Raw genomic sequence first — 14974 nt, 5'->3', positions numbered from 1 at the left:
AAACCTTCTTTAAAACAGGCCGTCTTCTAAAACAAACAGTAGCGCTGTGCCAATGGCAGTTCTGCCGCTGGCTCACAGGTCAGCAGCACGCCGTCGGCGCGTACTTCATAATTTTGTGGATCGACCTCGACTTTCGGGCAGGCATTGTTCAACTTCATATCGGCTTTGGTGACCGTTCGGGTTCCCGATACTGGCAGTAACTGGCGTTTCAAGCCTAACTGCTCAGCTAAACCGTTATCAGCAGCATGCTGACTGACAAAAGTCACTGAGGTTTTCGCCGCAGCGCTGCCATGGCCGCCAAACATATAGCGATAATGCACCGGCTGTGGCGTCGGAATGGATGCATTGGGATCCCCCATTGGGGCGGCAGCAATAAAGCCTGACTTCAAAATCAAGGCCGGTTTAATGCCAAAAAACATCGGTTTCCACAGCACCAGATCCGCCATTTTCCCCACTTCAATGGAACCGACGTGATCGGCAATACCGTGGGCCAACGCCGGGTTAATGGTGTATTTAGCGATATAGCGACGGGCACGGAAATTGTCACAGCCAATCGCTTCATCTTCAGGCAACAAACCGCGTTGCTGGCGCATCTTATGGGCGGTCTGCCAGGTCCGACAGATCACCTCGCCGATACGGCCCATCGCTTGCGAATCCGATGCGATCATCGAAAACACGCCCATGTCATGCAGAATATCTTCGGCGGCGATGGTCTCTTTACGAATACGGGAATCGGCAAAGGCCACATCTTCTGGAATATTTGGATCCAGATGGTGGCACACCATCAACATATCCAGGTGTTCATCGACGGTATTCACCGTGTATGGCCGGGTCGGATTGGTTGATGAAGGCAGCACATTTTGCTGACTACAGGCACGGATAATATCCGGCGCATGGCCGCCACCGGCACCTTCGGTGTGATAAGTGTGGATGGTACGATCTTTAAATGCAGCCAACGTATCTTCGACAAAGCCCGACTCATTCAGCGTGTCAGTATGGATAGCCACCTGCACATCATACTGCTCTGCGACACTTAAACAGTTGTCGATAGCCGCCGGTGTGGTGCCCCAATCTTCATGCAGTTTTAAGCCACATACGCCCGCTTCTATCTGCTCAGCTAATGGCTCTGGCAAGCTGGCGTTACCCTTGCCTAGAAAACCAAAATTCATCGGAAAGTCATCGGTACTTTGCAACATGCGGGCGATGTTCCAGGCCCCCGGTGTGCAGGTGGTGGCATTGGTGCCGGTCGCTGGGCCAGTGCCGCCACCAATCATGGTGGTGGTGCCCGACATCATCGCTTCTTCGATCTGTTGCGGACAGATAAAATGAATATGGGCGTCAATCGCGCCTGCGGTGAGGATCTGCCCCTCACCCGCAATCACTTCGGTGCTGGCACCGATATGAATAGTCACGCCTTCCTGAGTATCGGCATTACCCGCCTTACCAATGGCGGCAATACAACCATCCTTAACACCCACATCGGCTTTAACGATGCCCCAATGGTCAAGGATCAACGCATTGGTGATCACCAAGTCCATCACCTGATCACGGCACAGCTGCCCCTGGCCCATGCCGTCACGGATCACCTTACCGCCACCAAATTTCACTTCATCGCCGTACACGGTGAAATCTTTTTCTACTTGAATAAACAGGTCGGTATCAGCCAAACGCACGCGATCACCAACCGTGGGGCCATACATATCGACGTAAGCCTGACGAGAGATCTCACTCATGACCGACTCCTTTTGCTGCCGTTTGCCTCTGCAATGCATATCTCTTCATCTTCACAGCGCTCCCATCACATCACCACGAAAGCCATAAATCTCTCGTTTACCAGCAATATCAACCAGCTCAATGGTGCGGGTCTGCCCTGGCTCAAAACGCACTGCTGTGCCTGCGGCGATATTCAAACGCATCCCTTTTGCCGCCTCACGATCAAACTCAAGGGCTGGGTTGGCTTCATAAAAGTGATAGTGGGATCCGATCTGTACCGGACGATCCCCATGATTCACTACCTTAAGCTGAACGGTCTTGCGACCAACATTCAGCTGGATAGGCTGGTCACTCAGTTGATATTCACCCGGGATCATTTTGCCGCTAACGGATTGACTCATGACTCACTCCTTACTGGATCGGCTCATGGATGGTCACCAGCTTGGTACCATCTGGAAAGGTGGCTTCCACCTGAACGTCATGGATCATCTCAGCGATGCCATCCATCACTTGCTCGCGCGTCAGGATATGACGACCACTGCTCATCAGCTCTGCCACACTGCGTCCATCTCGCGCCCCTTCCATCACTTCAAATGAGATCAGCGCAATCGCTTCCGGATAATTCAGTTTCAACCCCCGTGCTAACCGGCGCTCTGCCAGCATGGCTGCAGAAAACAGCAGCAGCTTATCTTTCTCTCTGGGTGACAGTTCCATGGCTACCTCATTACCTATATTGTTCTTTTTACTATCAATTTAATGGCGTCAACACTCGACCTAAGTGGCCCAGATCCTAGGCGGACAGGGCGGCAGCCCAATCACCTCAGGCCGCAAGATCTGCCACGCTAAGCGCAATCCGCGCTGTGCTTGCTCGCTGTCATGTCCCAAGTAACGCACAATGATCAGATCCAACCGCTCAGTCACACTAAACCAGTCACTGCCCTCGCGTTCAGGCAGTGCCGCGCGTAATTGCTCAACGAGCGTTTCTCTAGCATCAGTGCCGTAAGCGACCAAGGTGCCGGAGACCGTTGCCCCTTGAAATGCAGGCATCGCAAGCATCAGCGGATCGTTACCTGCTAATTTCTGTCGCTCCAGTAGCAAGGGACGGCCATCGTGATAAAGAGACAGTCGTTGCTCGATTTTGCCTTGGGAAAATGGCAGGTCTGAGGCGGGTCGGCCTAAACAGATCACGTCCATCCCAATAAACTTTGCGTTGCCGTGAAGGTTAATGCAGGTGTCTAACACGCCATGGGCACCATCAAACACCAAGGTTTCCATAGGCAACCACTCACAGCGGGCATTATCGATACACAGGTTCACCTGCTGCTTCTGGATCACATCGCAGCTATCGGCGTGGTAGATCTTTCCGGCCGATGGCGTCGTTAACAGCGCGTGGGCGTTATCACCACATTCGATCTGAATAGACAGATCATCCCCAGAGACCAAACCACCCGGCGGGTGCAGCAGATACACATGGCACACATCCCCTTCCGGATAAAACGGCCGCTGCACTCTTAACGGCCCATAAAAATCCATCTTATGCATGCGGGTCTTACCCACCGGTGCGTCAAACCCTAGCGCTAACGACGCCGCCCAATGCCGCTGCGAGCCAAAAGTTAACTGTGTCGTCACCGCCGCTGCCCCCTCTTCAGGCAGCAACATTGACGTATCCAGCTCAGAGGGCAAAGGGCGCTCACTCATACGGTCAGGTACCTTTTGATTAAGGTGTCATCCAACGCCGTCATCTCGCCCGTCGCCACTTGCCGACCACGATCAAGAATGCAGAAGTTATCCGCCACTTTGCGAGCGAACGGTAGCTTCTGTTCCACCAGCAAGACGGTCAGGCCGATCTCTTCGTTTAAGCGACGGATAATGTCACCGATCTCAGCCACCACATTAGGCTGGATCCCTTCGGTGGGTTCATCGAGGATCAGCAGCTTGGGGTCGATCGCCAAGGCACGACCAATGGCCAACTGTTGCTGTTGCCCTCCGGAGAGATCGCCACCACGACGATTCATCATCTCAGCTAAAACGGGAAACAGTTCGAAAATAAACTCAGGAATTTTGTTGCTACGATCCGGACGGGCGGGCAAGCCTACCTGCAGATTTTCTTCCACCGTTAGCAGTGGGAATATCTGCCTGCCTTGCGGGACGTAACCGATCCCCATGGGCGCTCGTTTTTCACTAATGAGCTTCTCAATCGGCGCACCGTTAAATTCAATACTGCCGGACTTCACCGGCAACAGCCCCATGATGCATTGCAGCAAAGTAGTTTTGCCGACGCCATTGCGCCCCATTAAACAGGTGCAGGCGCCCTCCACCACTTCCAGGTCAAGATCCCACAAAGTATGGCTTTGGCCGTAATACTGATTGAGTCCTTTAATACTCAGCATGGTTACTCTCCCAGATAAACTTCGACCACGCGCGGGTCTTGCTGCACTTGTTCCATGCTGCCTTCTGCCAACACGCTACCTTGGTGCAACACGGTGACCTGCTTAGCGAGCGAGCGCACAAAGTCCATGTCATGCTCCACCAGTACGATGGAGTGTTGCCCCGCTAACGAGGTCAGTAACTCACCCGTACGATCCATCTCCTGATGGGTCATCCCCGCCACAGGCTCATCCACCAATAACAGTTTCGGGTTCTGCATCAGCAACATGCCAATTTCTAACCACTGTTTCTGGCCATGGGACAAACTCCCCGCATCTAACCAGCGCTGATCCAGCAGACCGATCTGAGTGAGTACCTGATCGATCTGATCTTTCTGCTCGCCAGTTAAACGAGCGGTCAACGTGGCAAACACCCCTTTGGCACCAGACATCGACAGTTCCAGATTTGAAAACACACTCAGTTGCTCAAATACCGTGGGTTTCTGAAACTTGCGGCCGATCCCCGCTTGGGCGATCTCAGGCTCACTCATATTCAACAGGTTGATGCTTTGGCCAAACCAGGCACTGCCACTATCAGGACGGGTTTTACCGGTAATGATGTCCATCATGGTGGTTTTACCTGCGCCATTGGGGCCGATGATGCAACGCAGTTCACCCTCTTTGATGTAGAGGTTCAGGTCGTTAATCGCTTTAAAGCCATCAAAACTGACGCTGATATCTTCCAGATAGAGGATGTAACCTTTGGCCACATCCAGCATCGGCGATTGCACAGGCTTAAGAAATTCGAACACCTGATCACGGCGGCCGTATTCATAAAACGCATCGGTCATATTCATGCGTTTGCCTCCTCGGCAGTCGCCTTCTGTTTACGCTTAAGGTTGTTAAATAACCCCACCAGGCCATTAGGTAGGAACAGCGTCACCACCACAAACAGTGCGCCAAGAGCAAACAGCCACACTTCAGGCATAGCGACGGTAAGATAACTTTTTGCGTAGTTCACCAATATGGCACCGATCACCGCACCATATAGCGTGGCTCGACCGCCAATAGCGACCCATACCACCAGTTCAATAGAGTTCAGCGGCGAAAATTCTGACGGGTTAATAATGCCCACTTGCGGCACATACAGAGCACCGGCGATCCCTGCCAAAACGGCGGAAAAGGTAAATACCGCGAGCTTGATATATTCCACTTTAAAACCGATAAAGCGGGTACGGGATTCCGCATCGCGCACCGCCATCGATACCCGTCCCAACTTGCTGGCGATAATAAACCTACAGGCCAGATACCCCAGCCCCAGCGCCAATGCCGAGCAAAGGAATAGGCCAATGCGAGTACCATCTGATTGCAGGTTAAAACCAAGCAACTCCTTAAAGTCGGTCAAGCCATTGTTACCACCAAAACCCATCTCGTTACGGAAGAAGGCTAACAGCAGCGCGAAGGTCAGGGCCTGGGTCATGATCGACAGATAAACCCCGGTCACCCGTGAGCGAAACGCCAACCAACCAAAGGCAAACGCCAGCGAACCCGGCACTAGAACAATCATTAACGCGGCAAACCAAAACTGATCAAAGCCCAGCCAATACCAAGGTAACTCCTGCCAATCGAGGAACACCATAAAGTCTGGTAATAGCGGATGCCCATAAACGCCACGGTCACCGATCTGACGCATCAGATACATGCCCATGGCATAGCCACCAAGAGCGAAAAAGGCACCATGCCCCAAACTAAGAATGCCGAGATAACCCCATACCAGATCCACGGCCACTGCAAGCAGCGCATAGGTCAGATATTTGCCCAATAAGGTCACGGTATAGGTGTTGAGGTGAAAACTGCTGTCTGGCGACACCAGCATATTTAGCACGGGCACTAACACGGCCACCACAAACAGGGTTCCGAGAAATACCACGGTCGCGCGATTAAACACGTTTTGCGACTGCACACTCATGCTTAATCCTCCGCCGAACGACCTTTCTGCGGGAACAAGCCCTTAGGTCGTTTTTGAATAAATAGAATGATAAAGATCAGCACTAGGATCTTCGCCAGTACTGCGCCCGCCATCGGCTCCATGATCTTATTGGCCACACCAAGTGACAGCCCAGCCACTAAGGTGCCCCACAAGTTACCGACGCCGCCAAACACCACCACCATGAACGAGTCAATGATGTAGGCCTGCCCCAAGTTAGGCCCGACGTTGGTGAGTTGACTCAGTGCCACACCAGCCACCCCTGCTACACCCGAGCCCAAGCCAAAGGTCAAGGCATCAACCCGAGATGAACGCACGCCCATCGCGCGGGCCATCGCCCGATTTTGCGATACGGCACGCACCTGCAAGCCTAAGCGGGTATAACGCAACAGTGCGAACAGCAGCGCAAACACGATGAGACAAAACAGCACGATATAGAGGCGATTAAGGGTGAGTGACAACACAGGATTAATCATCAGTGAGCCACTCATCCAATCAGGGGTTGCAACAGAACGGTTGAGGGGGGAGAAAACGCTTCTCACCGCCTGCTGCAAAATCAAACTGAGGCCAAAGGTCGCCAACAATGTTTCTAACGGACGACCATACAAAAAGCGGATAACAAAACGTTCAATGGCAATACCGACTACGCCGGAAACAATGAACGCAGCAGGTATCGCTACCAGGATCGACAAACCAATGTGGTTGGGCATCAATAGCTGAACCACATAAGTGGTGTAAGCACCCAGCATGATTAACTCACCGTGGGCCATATTGATCACGCCCATCACGCCAAAGGTGATGGCAAGACCAATGGCCGCTAGTACTAATACCGACCCCAGGCTTAAACCAAAAAACAGCGTTTCAGCAAAGCCGGAATATTTTACTTTTTGGTCAATACGCGCCAGCGCTTTCTCTGCTTGCTGCTTTAACTCAGGATTCTCTGTGGCATCAGCAAAACTGACCAAGGCATTGCGGGCGGTAGGCTGCAGGCTGTCAGCCAATACAGCAATATCAGCGGCCAGATCCGTACTCTCTTTATTGAGGTTATCGACGGCCAAAGCAATAGTGATAAGTTCACGCACGTCGTCATCGGTTTCTAACGCCAACCGCTCGACCAGTAATCCATTTGTTTCAGGCGTAAGTTCACCGATTAGCGCTTCGATAGCTGCGGCGCGATTGGCAGGATCTTCCGCTGCCAACCCCAAGGTCGCTAATCCCTGTTTAATCTGTTTGCGCAGGGCGTTGTTCAAACCCACTCGTTTTACGCTGCGCTTTTTGACAGCAAGAAGGCCGGCAAATGATCGATTAATCTCACCGTCAACCAGCAACGGCGCGACATGGGTAGCGCCATCTTCCGCCTTCTGCATAAACACGACCGCGTTGGTCTTTTTCTGACGGTAAAGCTGCCCATCCAGCAACAGCTGTAAGATCGTTTGTGTGCGAGGATCTTTACTGGCCAATAGCAAACGCACGGCCTGCTCTTTTTGCGGATACTTTTTAGAGCCGAGCAATGTCAGCCCTTGGTTGAATTGATCGGCCGCCAGGGGTTCTTCAACAACAGTCCCGTGGGCGGATGAGGTCAGCGCCAACGCCATCCAACATAAAAAAAACGATAACCATTTCAAGGGCGGTGACTCCTTCCCTACTTTCAATCGGCATACCAAAGCGGTGGCTGACTGAAGCTAAACATCAAAAAAAATCTCCATCTGCGACAGAGGGAGAAAAAGAGCGGCCTCACCAGGAAGAGGCCGCGCTTCACACTTGCTTTAGTAGTTTTGTCCAGAACACTTAGCGGTTTTAACGTTGTAGTTACCGCACATCAAAGGCGCTTGCCAATCAGCGGCAATACTCTTTGAACCTTCAAGGAAATCAGACCATGCATCGCCCGGAACCAGACCTGAGGTCTGCCATACGGTTTCAAATTGGCCATCGTCTTGGATCTCACCGATCAGTACTGGCTTGGTGATGTGATGGTTAGGCATCATGGCTGAGTAGCCACCCGTCAGGTTTGGCACAGAGATACCGATCATCGCTTCACGGACGGCGGCTGGATCGGCTGTTCCGGCTTTCTCAATCGCTTTAATCCACATGTTGAAGCCAATGTAATGCGCTTCCATTGGATCGTTGGTCACTCGCTTGTCGCTGCCAACAAACGCCTGCCATGCTTCAATGAAATCGTCATTTTCATCCGCCTCAACGCTCATGAAGTAGTTCCATGCCGCCAGGTGCCCAACCAAAGGTGCAGTGTCGATACCTGAAAGCTCTTCTTCACCAACAGAGAAGGCAACCACGGGAATGTCTTCCGCTGAAATGCCTTGGTTAGCCAGCTCTTTGTAGAAAGGCACATTGGCATCGCCGTTAATGGTGGAAACGACGGCAGTTTTCTTACCGGTAGAGCCAAACTTCTTGATATCGGCAACGATAGACTGCCAATCAGAGTGACCAAACGGCGTGTAGTTGATAGTGATATCTTTGGCATCTACCCCTTTCGCCTTGAGATAGGCTTCTAGGATCTTGTTGGTAGTACGTGGATAAACATAGTCAGTCCCCGCCAGTACCCAACGCTTAACACCCAGATCATTCATCAAGTAATCAACCGCAGGGATCGCCTGTTGGTTGGGTGCAGCACCGGTGTAAAACACGTTTTTAGAGGACTCTTCACCTTCATACTGCACCGGGTAGAACAGCAGGTTATCCAGCTCTTCAAACACTGGCAGTACTGACTTACGAGACACTGAGGTCCAGCAACCGAATACAGCAGACACTTCATGCTTCTGGATCAGTTCACGGGCTTTTTCCGCAAACAGTGGCCAGTTGGACGCCGGGTCAACCACCACGGCTTCAAGCTTTTTACCGAGCACGCCGCCTTTTTTGTTCTGCTCTTCGATCAGCATCAACATGGTGTCTTTCAGCGTCGTTTCACTGATCGCCATGGTGCCTGACAGAGAGTGCAGAACACCGACCTTGATGGTCTCTTCTTTCTTTGCTGCCATCGCCTGACCGGCGAGGAGCATGCTGGTCATAATAGAGCCAGCTAATAGTAGTTTTTTCATCTTCATCTTCCGCTTCCCTTGTTGTCTCTATTTCATCATTATCGAATGAGATGGTCGTTAGATCTGGAACTGCACACCTAAGCTAAAGCTGTCGGCATCATCTGCTGCCGCATAGCCACTGGCGTTGGCATCACCCGTGGTGTAGTTGGCATTCAAACGCAAGTTGTGACCTTTGATGATGTAGTTCACGCCAACTTCGGTGAGATCCGAGTCGTCGTAATCATCAGGGCTGTTGGAGGTGTAACGCACATAAGGTTGTACCTTGCCGATCCCCACAGGATCCGCGAATAGGTAAGCTGCCGTGGCAAAATAGGCATCGCCATCAAACAGGCAAAAACAATCGGCTGAGGCGCGAGCGGCAGCGCTCAAGTCAGCATCAAACATCTTGTATTCGCCTTCGAGGGTAACGACCCCGCCACCATCGAGTACTTTTTCCATCAAGACATCAACGGCGTAGCCGGTAAAGTCTTCGGCGTCAGTCGTCGTGCCGGTACCGTCTTCTTGATACTGAGCAGAAACACCTAAGGTCAGTACATCACCGGCCGCACCGTAGTAGGTGGAACTAGTGTAATAAGCAGGATTACCTTCCATATTCCAGAAGCTATATGAGAGACGTGTGGCAAATAACAGATTGTCATCTTGGTTGGAGTAGCCCTCTAAACCATCAAAGACACCCACGGCATATTGGAATTTGTCGAACGCGCCCCACACAGTGACACCATCATCACGACCAATACGTCCGGCTTCGCCACCTTGATCTGAGGGGTAAAGTGGTACTGTGTACTGGTTCCAGGTTAATGCGTAGAACGGGCCACTCATTTCAATCCGGTCGGCGGGGGTGAGCATCTTACCCGCCCAGATATTGAACTCTTTACTTGGTTCGTACTGCACGATGGCGTCAAGCACATCGATATCGCCATCGATTTTTTCAGTGTTAAAGGTAAACTTCACCGCAGGCATCAACTGCCCAGACAAGTACAGACGAATATTGTCGACATTAAAATCTGTCGACCAACTGTCGCCATTGGGTGAACCGTCCTCAGTACCTGAAGCGGTAGTTCGAATCCCCGCTCCCAGATTGATGAAGCTGTCTTCGGTGATCTCTAATTTGGCACCTGCATTGGCAACCGGAGCCAAGCTAATAGCTAGCAATGTTGCGGCGGCGACCGTGGTCAATTTATGGGTTCTCATTTGCGCACTCCCTGTTCAAGATATTGGATTGGATCTCTTTGGCACCGGAAGTCGATACAAGGACATCCCTCTATGGGGCTTATTCTTATTGCCGCTCTGTCGTATCATCGGTGGTGACCATTGCAGTATTCAGGGAAGAGGCAACAAAGCCTATGCGCATAACGCAGTAGCGATATACGTCAAATGACGCATGCGGCTGCGACCAGCAGTCGGCATACTTTGTTCGTTCTCCAGTAAAAACATGAAGGAAAGGCGCACGCCACCGATGCATTCCAATAAGATCCTTGCGACCCGACGCACCTACAACAAGCTGGTTGCCAACGAGATGTTGGAGGATTTTGCTTTGCGTTTTACCGCTAAGCGGGCAAGACGTTGGAATATGGCGTGGATCGCAAACACAGCACTAGGCACGGTATCGTTCCTGGTATTAGAAGCCTTAGGCGGGGCGATCACGCTTAACTATGGCGTGATCAATGCGTTATGGGCGATCGGTGTTGTCAGCCTCGTGATCCTGTTCAGCGGTATCCCAATCAGTTACTACGCGGCCAAGTACGGTGTTGATATCGATCTACTCAGTCGCGGAGCCGGTTTTGGTTATATCGGTTCCACCATCGCTTCGCTTATTTATGCCTCTTTTACCTTTATCTTCTTTGCCCTTGAAGCAGCCATTATGGCGATGGCTTTGCAGCTATTGATCGGGGTTCCCCTATTAGTGGGCTACGTGGTTAGTGCGCTAATAGTGATCCCTCTTGTTACCCATGGTATTACCAATATCGGCCGCTTCCAGCAATGGTCACAACCGATCTGGCTGGCGATGCAGCTGGTACCACTATATTTCGTATTTACCCACCCAGACAGCCAGTTCAATGAGTGGATTAACTACGCTGGCCTCGATGAAAGCAACGACAACAGCTTCAACTTTGTAATGTTTGGCGCCGCCTGTGCGGTACTGCTTTCGGTGGTTGCGCAGATTGGCGAGCAAGTGGACTTTCTCCGCTTTATGCCCGAGCCAACCAAAAAGAGCCGCTTACGTTGGTGGACAGCTTTGCTACTGGGCGGCCCGGGCTGGATCCTGGTAGGTGCGCCGAAAATGATCCTGGGTTCATTTCTTGCCTACTTAGCACTGGCTCACGGGTTGCCCGCGCTGGTGGCCGACGACCCAGCGCATATGTATATGGTGGTATTTAACTATGTCACCGACAATAAAGGCTTGGCACTGTTTCTGGCTGCCAGCTTCGTTATTGTTTCGCAGTTAAAAATCAATGTGGCTAATGCCTATGCTGGATCTTTGGCGTGGTCAAACTACTTCTCCCGTATTACCCACAGCCATCCTGGACGGGTAGTTTGGGTGGTATTTAATGTCGTCATCGCCCTGCTATTGATGGTCCTCGGCGTCTATCAGGCATTAGAAGAGATGCTACAGATCTATTCGGTATTGGTGTTGGGCTGGATCGGCGCGATCGTTGCCGATCTGATCATCAACAAGCCCCTCGGACTCAGCCCCAAGCATATTGAATTTAAACGCTCACAACTCTATGACATCAACCCGGTCGGTGTTGGCTCCATGCTCCTGGCCTCGATCATTGGCATCATGGGCCATCTGAGCCTGTTCGGCGAGCTATTCAAAGCGATGGCCTCCTTTGTCGCATTTTTATTGCCCTTTATCACCGTACCGCTATTCGCTTGGCTGACGAAAAGCAAGTTCTACCTGGCCCGTCCTGCGGAACTGTTTGCCGCCGAGCTGGAGACCTGCAGCGTTTGCGAACTGCGGTTTGAACGCGAGGATATGACCCATTGTCCAGCGTATAATAGTCCCATCTGTTCGCTATGCTGCAGCCTGGATGTACGCTGTGGCAACAAGTGTCGTCCCCACGCAACCTTAACTGCGCAGTCACGACAGTTTGCGGGGCGTTTTTTGTCCCCTGCCTGGGTAGAAAAACTTGGTGGCTCCATGGGCCAGTTTGTGCTGGTGATGCTCGCCATCTCCTCTGTGATGTCAGCCATACTGACCCTTGCCTATGCGCAAGTACCGGAGGCACTTGCCGCCGATGGCAGCGTCGCTACCGCCTTTATCAAAGCGTTCTTCTTACTTCTGATCCTAATCGGCGTAGTGAGCTGGCTGTTTATCCTTGCCCGTAGCAGCAGTCGGGTCGCAATGCAGGAGGTACAGTCACAATCTGAACTGCTAAGCCAGGAGATTGATGCCCATGAGGAAACTTATCGCGCCCTGCAGCGAGCCAAAGAAACGGCGGAAACGGCAAACCAAGCAAAGAGTCGTTATTTAGCAGGTATCAGCCATGAATTGCGGACACCGCTCAATGTATTGCTCGGCTACGCCCAGCTGCTCAGTAAAGATAATGAACTAAGTACACAGAAGCGCGAGTACGCAGCGATTTTACGTCGCAACGGTGAGCATCTATCGGACTTAATTGAAGGCCTGTTAGAGATATCAAAGATTGAGGCGGGTCGTCTCGAACTGCAACGAGACGATGTTCAGATCACCGAATTTCTTAATCAGTTGGTAGATATGTTCCAACTGCAAGCGGTCAACAAAGGGATCCAGTTTGACTATCAGCCCTGCAGGTATCTGCCAGAATTTATCGCCGCGGATAAACAGCGCTTACGTCAGATCCTGATGAACCTGCTCTCCAATGCGATCAAGTTTACCAAAGAGGGCTCTGTAAGCTTTATCGTCAATTATCGCAACGAGGTCGCACACTTCCATGTCAAAGATTCTGGTATCGGCATTGATGAAGCGGATCGCGAATTAATCTTTCGCCCCTTTGAACGGGTCAGAAACCTATCGACGCAAGCCATCAGCGGTACAGGCTTAGGCCTGACTATTTCGCGCTCGTTAGCTGAACTGATGGGCGGCAATATCGATTTTAAAAGCACCCTAGGGGTGGGCAGTGAGTTCACCTTGAGCCTCATGTTACCGCAAGTCGCACGACCTAACCGGGTCAAGCTGCCTGATGCCAATGTGATTGGCTATCAGGGGGATGAAAAGACCCTCTTGGTCGTAGATGATGAAAGCTCACAGCGTCAGCTAATGAAAGATATCCTAGAACCACTTGGATTTGTTCTTTATCAGGCAGCCAATGCCACGGAAGCCCTGGCGCTTTGCCAGCATTGCCCGGTTGATCTATTCCTGTTAGACGTTGCCATGCCTGAGATCAGCGGCTGGCAGCTGGCTATTCAACTAAGAAAACAGGGCTTCACCCAACCCATCATGATGGTGTCCGCCAACACCTTAGAGAGTGAGCACGACAATCTGCTTGGCCAATATCATAATGATTACCTCACCAAACCGGTGGAGCTAAACACCTTGTTAGGGAAAATTGGCCGACTGCTGAACCTGAACTGGCAGATACAAGATACCGAGAAGGTAGATGACGAGCAGAGTAACACGGCAAAAACGCTCAATACGCCAGACCTTATCCCTGCAAGCAAATACCTCAAAGAACTAAAAAATTGGGCAGAGATTGGCTACCTGAGTGCATTCTCCGATAGCTTGGGTAAGCTGGAACAACAACAGATCGCCGGTAGTGATTTTATTCACCGCATGCGACAAGAGTCTCAACGTTGTGATTTTGAAAAGATCGTCACCTATCTGGAAGCGTTAATCGATGAGTAATACACCCAATGTCAGCTCAATTGTCTTAGTCGTCGATGATTCACCAGAATCTTTGGGGATGCTCAATGCCGCGCTGAACAACGCTGGCCTGACGGTACTGGTGGCTCTATCAGGCCAACAGGCGTTATCCATAGCTGAGCGTATCACGCCGGATGTGATCCTGATGGATGCGATGATGCCGGGCATGGATGGGTTTGAAACCTGTGAAAAGATCAAGCAACAGTTACCCATGACCCCGGTGATCTTTATGACTGGCCTCACCGATGTAGAGCACGTGGTGCGCGGTTTCGAAGTCGGTGGTGTTGATTATGTCACCAAGCCGATCGTCGCCGAAGAGGTGATGGCACGGATCAAGGTACACACGCAAAACGCCCGTTTAGCGATCAGTGCGCAAACGGCATTGGATCATGCAGGGCAATACGTCATCTGCGTCGACCATCAGGGCGAGATTGAGTGGGCGACACCCCATGTCCATCAATTGGTCGCATCGGCGAAGGGTGAGGAAGCCGAGATCTGGCATAGCATCAGTGCACAGTTAATCACTTGGTTGCAGGACGATCCGGCACTGCCGTTGACCATTTCGCTGTTTGAGATGCCGATGCACGCTCAGTTTGGTGGCGAGCATCAAGCGGGCCATAGCTTAATCCGATTAGTGGCGGCTGAATCAGAAAAATCACCGGAAACACTGCAGCAAAAACTCCCCATCACCAAACGGGAATCAGAAGTGCTGTACTGGGTATCATTTGGAAAAACCAATTGGGAGATCGCACAAATACTATCGATGAGCCCACGCACCGTGAACAAACACCTGGAGCAGCTGTTTAAAAAGATTGATGTGGATAATCGCACGGCCGCCGCAGCGATCTCGATCCGGATCTTGGATGGCGGAGAAGCACAACCGGCTTAACTTCCCCTCAATGAGGCACTTAACATTATCGAGTGTTCCAGCGTCAGAAGATTTTACAAATCCATCGACCACTCATCGATATGAGTTGCTTATCTTTTGTTTATTAAGCGAAATATATCGCGG

At 51.5% G+C, this 14974-nt stretch carries 13 protein-coding genes; 2 read left to right on the top strand and 11 right to left on the bottom strand.

Annotation, left to right across the window (positions count from 1 at the left end; translation table 11 throughout):
- Positions 1 to 26 precede the first annotated feature (26 nt).
- From ureC to DU002_RS19305, 11 genes are all read right to left on the bottom strand, one after another.
- On the bottom strand, positions 27 to 1733 hold the full coding sequence (gene ureC, locus DU002_RS16280) for an urease subunit alpha (protein WP_114339495.1): 1707 nt from the start codon (positions 1731 to 1733) through the stop codon (positions 27 to 29).
- A gap of 51 nt (positions 1734 to 1784) precedes the next feature.
- Positions 1785 to 2090 (bottom strand): urease subunit beta, encoded by a 306-nt coding sequence (locus DU002_RS16275; protein WP_114339577.1) that lies wholly within the window; start codon positions 2088 to 2090, stop codon positions 1785 to 1787.
- Positions 2091 to 2124: 34 nt separating this feature from the next.
- On the bottom strand, positions 2125 to 2427 hold the full coding sequence (locus tag DU002_RS16270; RefSeq protein ID WP_114339494.1) for an urease subunit gamma: 303 nt from the start codon (positions 2425 to 2427) through the stop codon (positions 2125 to 2127).
- Positions 2428 to 2487: 60 nt separating this feature from the next.
- Positions 2488 to 3411, bottom strand: a complete 924-nt coding sequence (locus tag DU002_RS16265; RefSeq protein WP_233496522.1) for an urease accessory protein UreD — start codon at positions 3409 to 3411, stop codon at positions 2488 to 2490.
- A complete protein-coding gene (gene urtE / locus DU002_RS16260) occupies positions 3408 to 4103 on the bottom strand; it encodes an urea ABC transporter ATP-binding subunit UrtE (protein ID WP_114339493.1) in 696 nt (231 codons plus the stop codon). Before urtE ends, DU002_RS16265 begins: the two co-directional genes overlap by 4 nt.
- Positions 4104 to 4105: 2 nt before the next feature.
- Positions 4106 to 4858 carry an urea ABC transporter ATP-binding protein UrtD gene (gene urtD, locus DU002_RS16255; protein ID WP_233496529.1) on the bottom strand — a complete coding sequence of 251 codons (753 nt, stop codon included), beginning with the start codon at positions 4856 to 4858 and terminating at the stop codon, positions 4106 to 4108.
- 74 nt (positions 4859 to 4932) lie between these two features.
- Positions 4933 to 6048: an urea ABC transporter permease subunit UrtC gene (gene urtC, locus DU002_RS16250; protein WP_114339491.1), complete on the bottom strand. Its 1116-nt coding sequence runs from the start codon at positions 6046 to 6048 to the stop codon at positions 4933 to 4935.
- A 2-nt stretch (positions 6049 to 6050) separates the two neighbouring features.
- Positions 6051 to 7691 carry an urea ABC transporter permease subunit UrtB gene (gene urtB, locus DU002_RS16245; RefSeq protein WP_233496521.1) on the bottom strand — a complete coding sequence of 547 codons (1641 nt, stop codon included), beginning with the start codon at positions 7689 to 7691 and terminating at the stop codon, positions 6051 to 6053.
- A gap of 141 nt (positions 7692 to 7832) precedes the next feature.
- Positions 7833 to 9125, bottom strand: a complete 1293-nt coding sequence (gene urtA / locus DU002_RS16240; protein WP_199405263.1) for an urea ABC transporter substrate-binding protein — start codon at positions 9123 to 9125, stop codon at positions 7833 to 7835.
- A 51-nt stretch (positions 9126 to 9176) separates the two neighbouring features.
- Positions 9177 to 10310 (bottom strand): porin family protein, encoded by a 1134-nt coding sequence (locus tag DU002_RS16235; RefSeq protein ID WP_114339490.1) that lies wholly within the window; start codon positions 10308 to 10310, stop codon positions 9177 to 9179.
- Positions 10311 to 10395: 85 nt separating this feature from the next.
- Positions 10396 to 10581 (bottom strand): hypothetical protein, encoded by a 186-nt coding sequence (locus DU002_RS19305; protein ID WP_131415750.1) that lies wholly within the window; start codon positions 10579 to 10581, stop codon positions 10396 to 10398.
- Between DU002_RS19305 and DU002_RS16230 the strand changes: the two genes are divergently transcribed.
- Together DU002_RS16230 and DU002_RS16225 are read left to right on the top strand one after the other, a co-directional pair.
- Positions 10576 to 13944, top strand: coding sequence for a hybrid sensor histidine kinase/response regulator (locus DU002_RS16230; protein ID WP_114339489.1), 3369 nt, complete (start codon positions 10576 to 10578; stop codon positions 13942 to 13944). The genes DU002_RS19305 and DU002_RS16230 overlap by 6 nt on opposite strands.
- Positions 13937 to 14851 (top strand): response regulator transcription factor, encoded by a 915-nt coding sequence (locus DU002_RS16225; protein ID WP_114339488.1) that lies wholly within the window; start codon positions 13937 to 13939, stop codon positions 14849 to 14851. The genes DU002_RS16230 and DU002_RS16225 overlap by 8 nt, the downstream gene beginning before the upstream one ends.
- Positions 14852 to 14974: the final 123 nt, after the last annotated feature.

This window comes from Corallincola holothuriorum (assembly GCF_003336225.1).
GTDB lineage: Bacteria > Pseudomonadota > Gammaproteobacteria > Enterobacterales > Neiellaceae > Corallincola > Corallincola holothuriorum.
This window is presented reverse-complemented; position numbering and strand designations above follow the sequence as displayed.

Bases quoted from the DNA above. Each gene is read 5' to 3' on its own strand.
- ureC (WP_114339495.1), bottom strand. From the start codon at position 1,733: ATGAGTGAGATCTCTCGTCAGGCTTACGTCGATATGTATGGCCCCACG.
- DU002_RS16275 (WP_114339577.1), bottom strand. From the start codon at position 2,090: ATGATCCCGGGTGAATATCAACTGAGTGACCAGCCTATCCAGCTGAAT.
- DU002_RS16270 (WP_114339494.1), bottom strand. From the start codon at position 2,427: ATGGAACTGTCACCCAGAGAGAAAGATAAGCTGCTGCTGTTTTCTGCA.
- DU002_RS16265 (WP_233496522.1), bottom strand. From the start codon at position 3,411: ATGAGTGAGCGCCCTTTGCCCTCTGAGCTGGATACGTCAATGTTGCTG.
- urtE (WP_114339493.1), bottom strand. From the start codon at position 4,103: ATGCTGAGTATTAAAGGACTCAATCAGTATTACGGCCAAAGCCATACT.
- urtD (WP_233496529.1), bottom strand. From the start codon at position 4,858: ATGCTGGATGTGGCCAAAGGTTACATCCTCTATCTGGAAGATATCAGC.
- urtC (WP_114339491.1), bottom strand. From the start codon at position 6,048: ATGAGTGTGCAGTCGCAAAACGTGTTTAATCGCGCGACCGTGGTATTT.
- urtA (WP_199405263.1), bottom strand. From the start codon at position 9,125: ATGAAGATGAAAAAACTACTATTAGCTGGCTCTATTATGACCAGCATG.
- DU002_RS16235 (WP_114339490.1), bottom strand. From the start codon at position 10,310: ATGAGAACCCATAAATTGACCACGGTCGCCGCCGCAACATTGCTAGCT.
- DU002_RS16230 (WP_114339489.1), top strand. From the start codon at position 10,576: ATGCATTCCAATAAGATCCTTGCGACCCGACGCACCTACAACAAGCTG.
- DU002_RS19305 (WP_131415750.1), bottom strand. From the start codon at position 10,581: ATGCATCGGTGGCGTGCGCCTTTCCTTCATGTTTTTACTGGAGAACGA.
- DU002_RS16225 (WP_114339488.1), top strand. From the start codon at position 13,937: ATGAGTAATACACCCAATGTCAGCTCAATTGTCTTAGTCGTCGATGAT.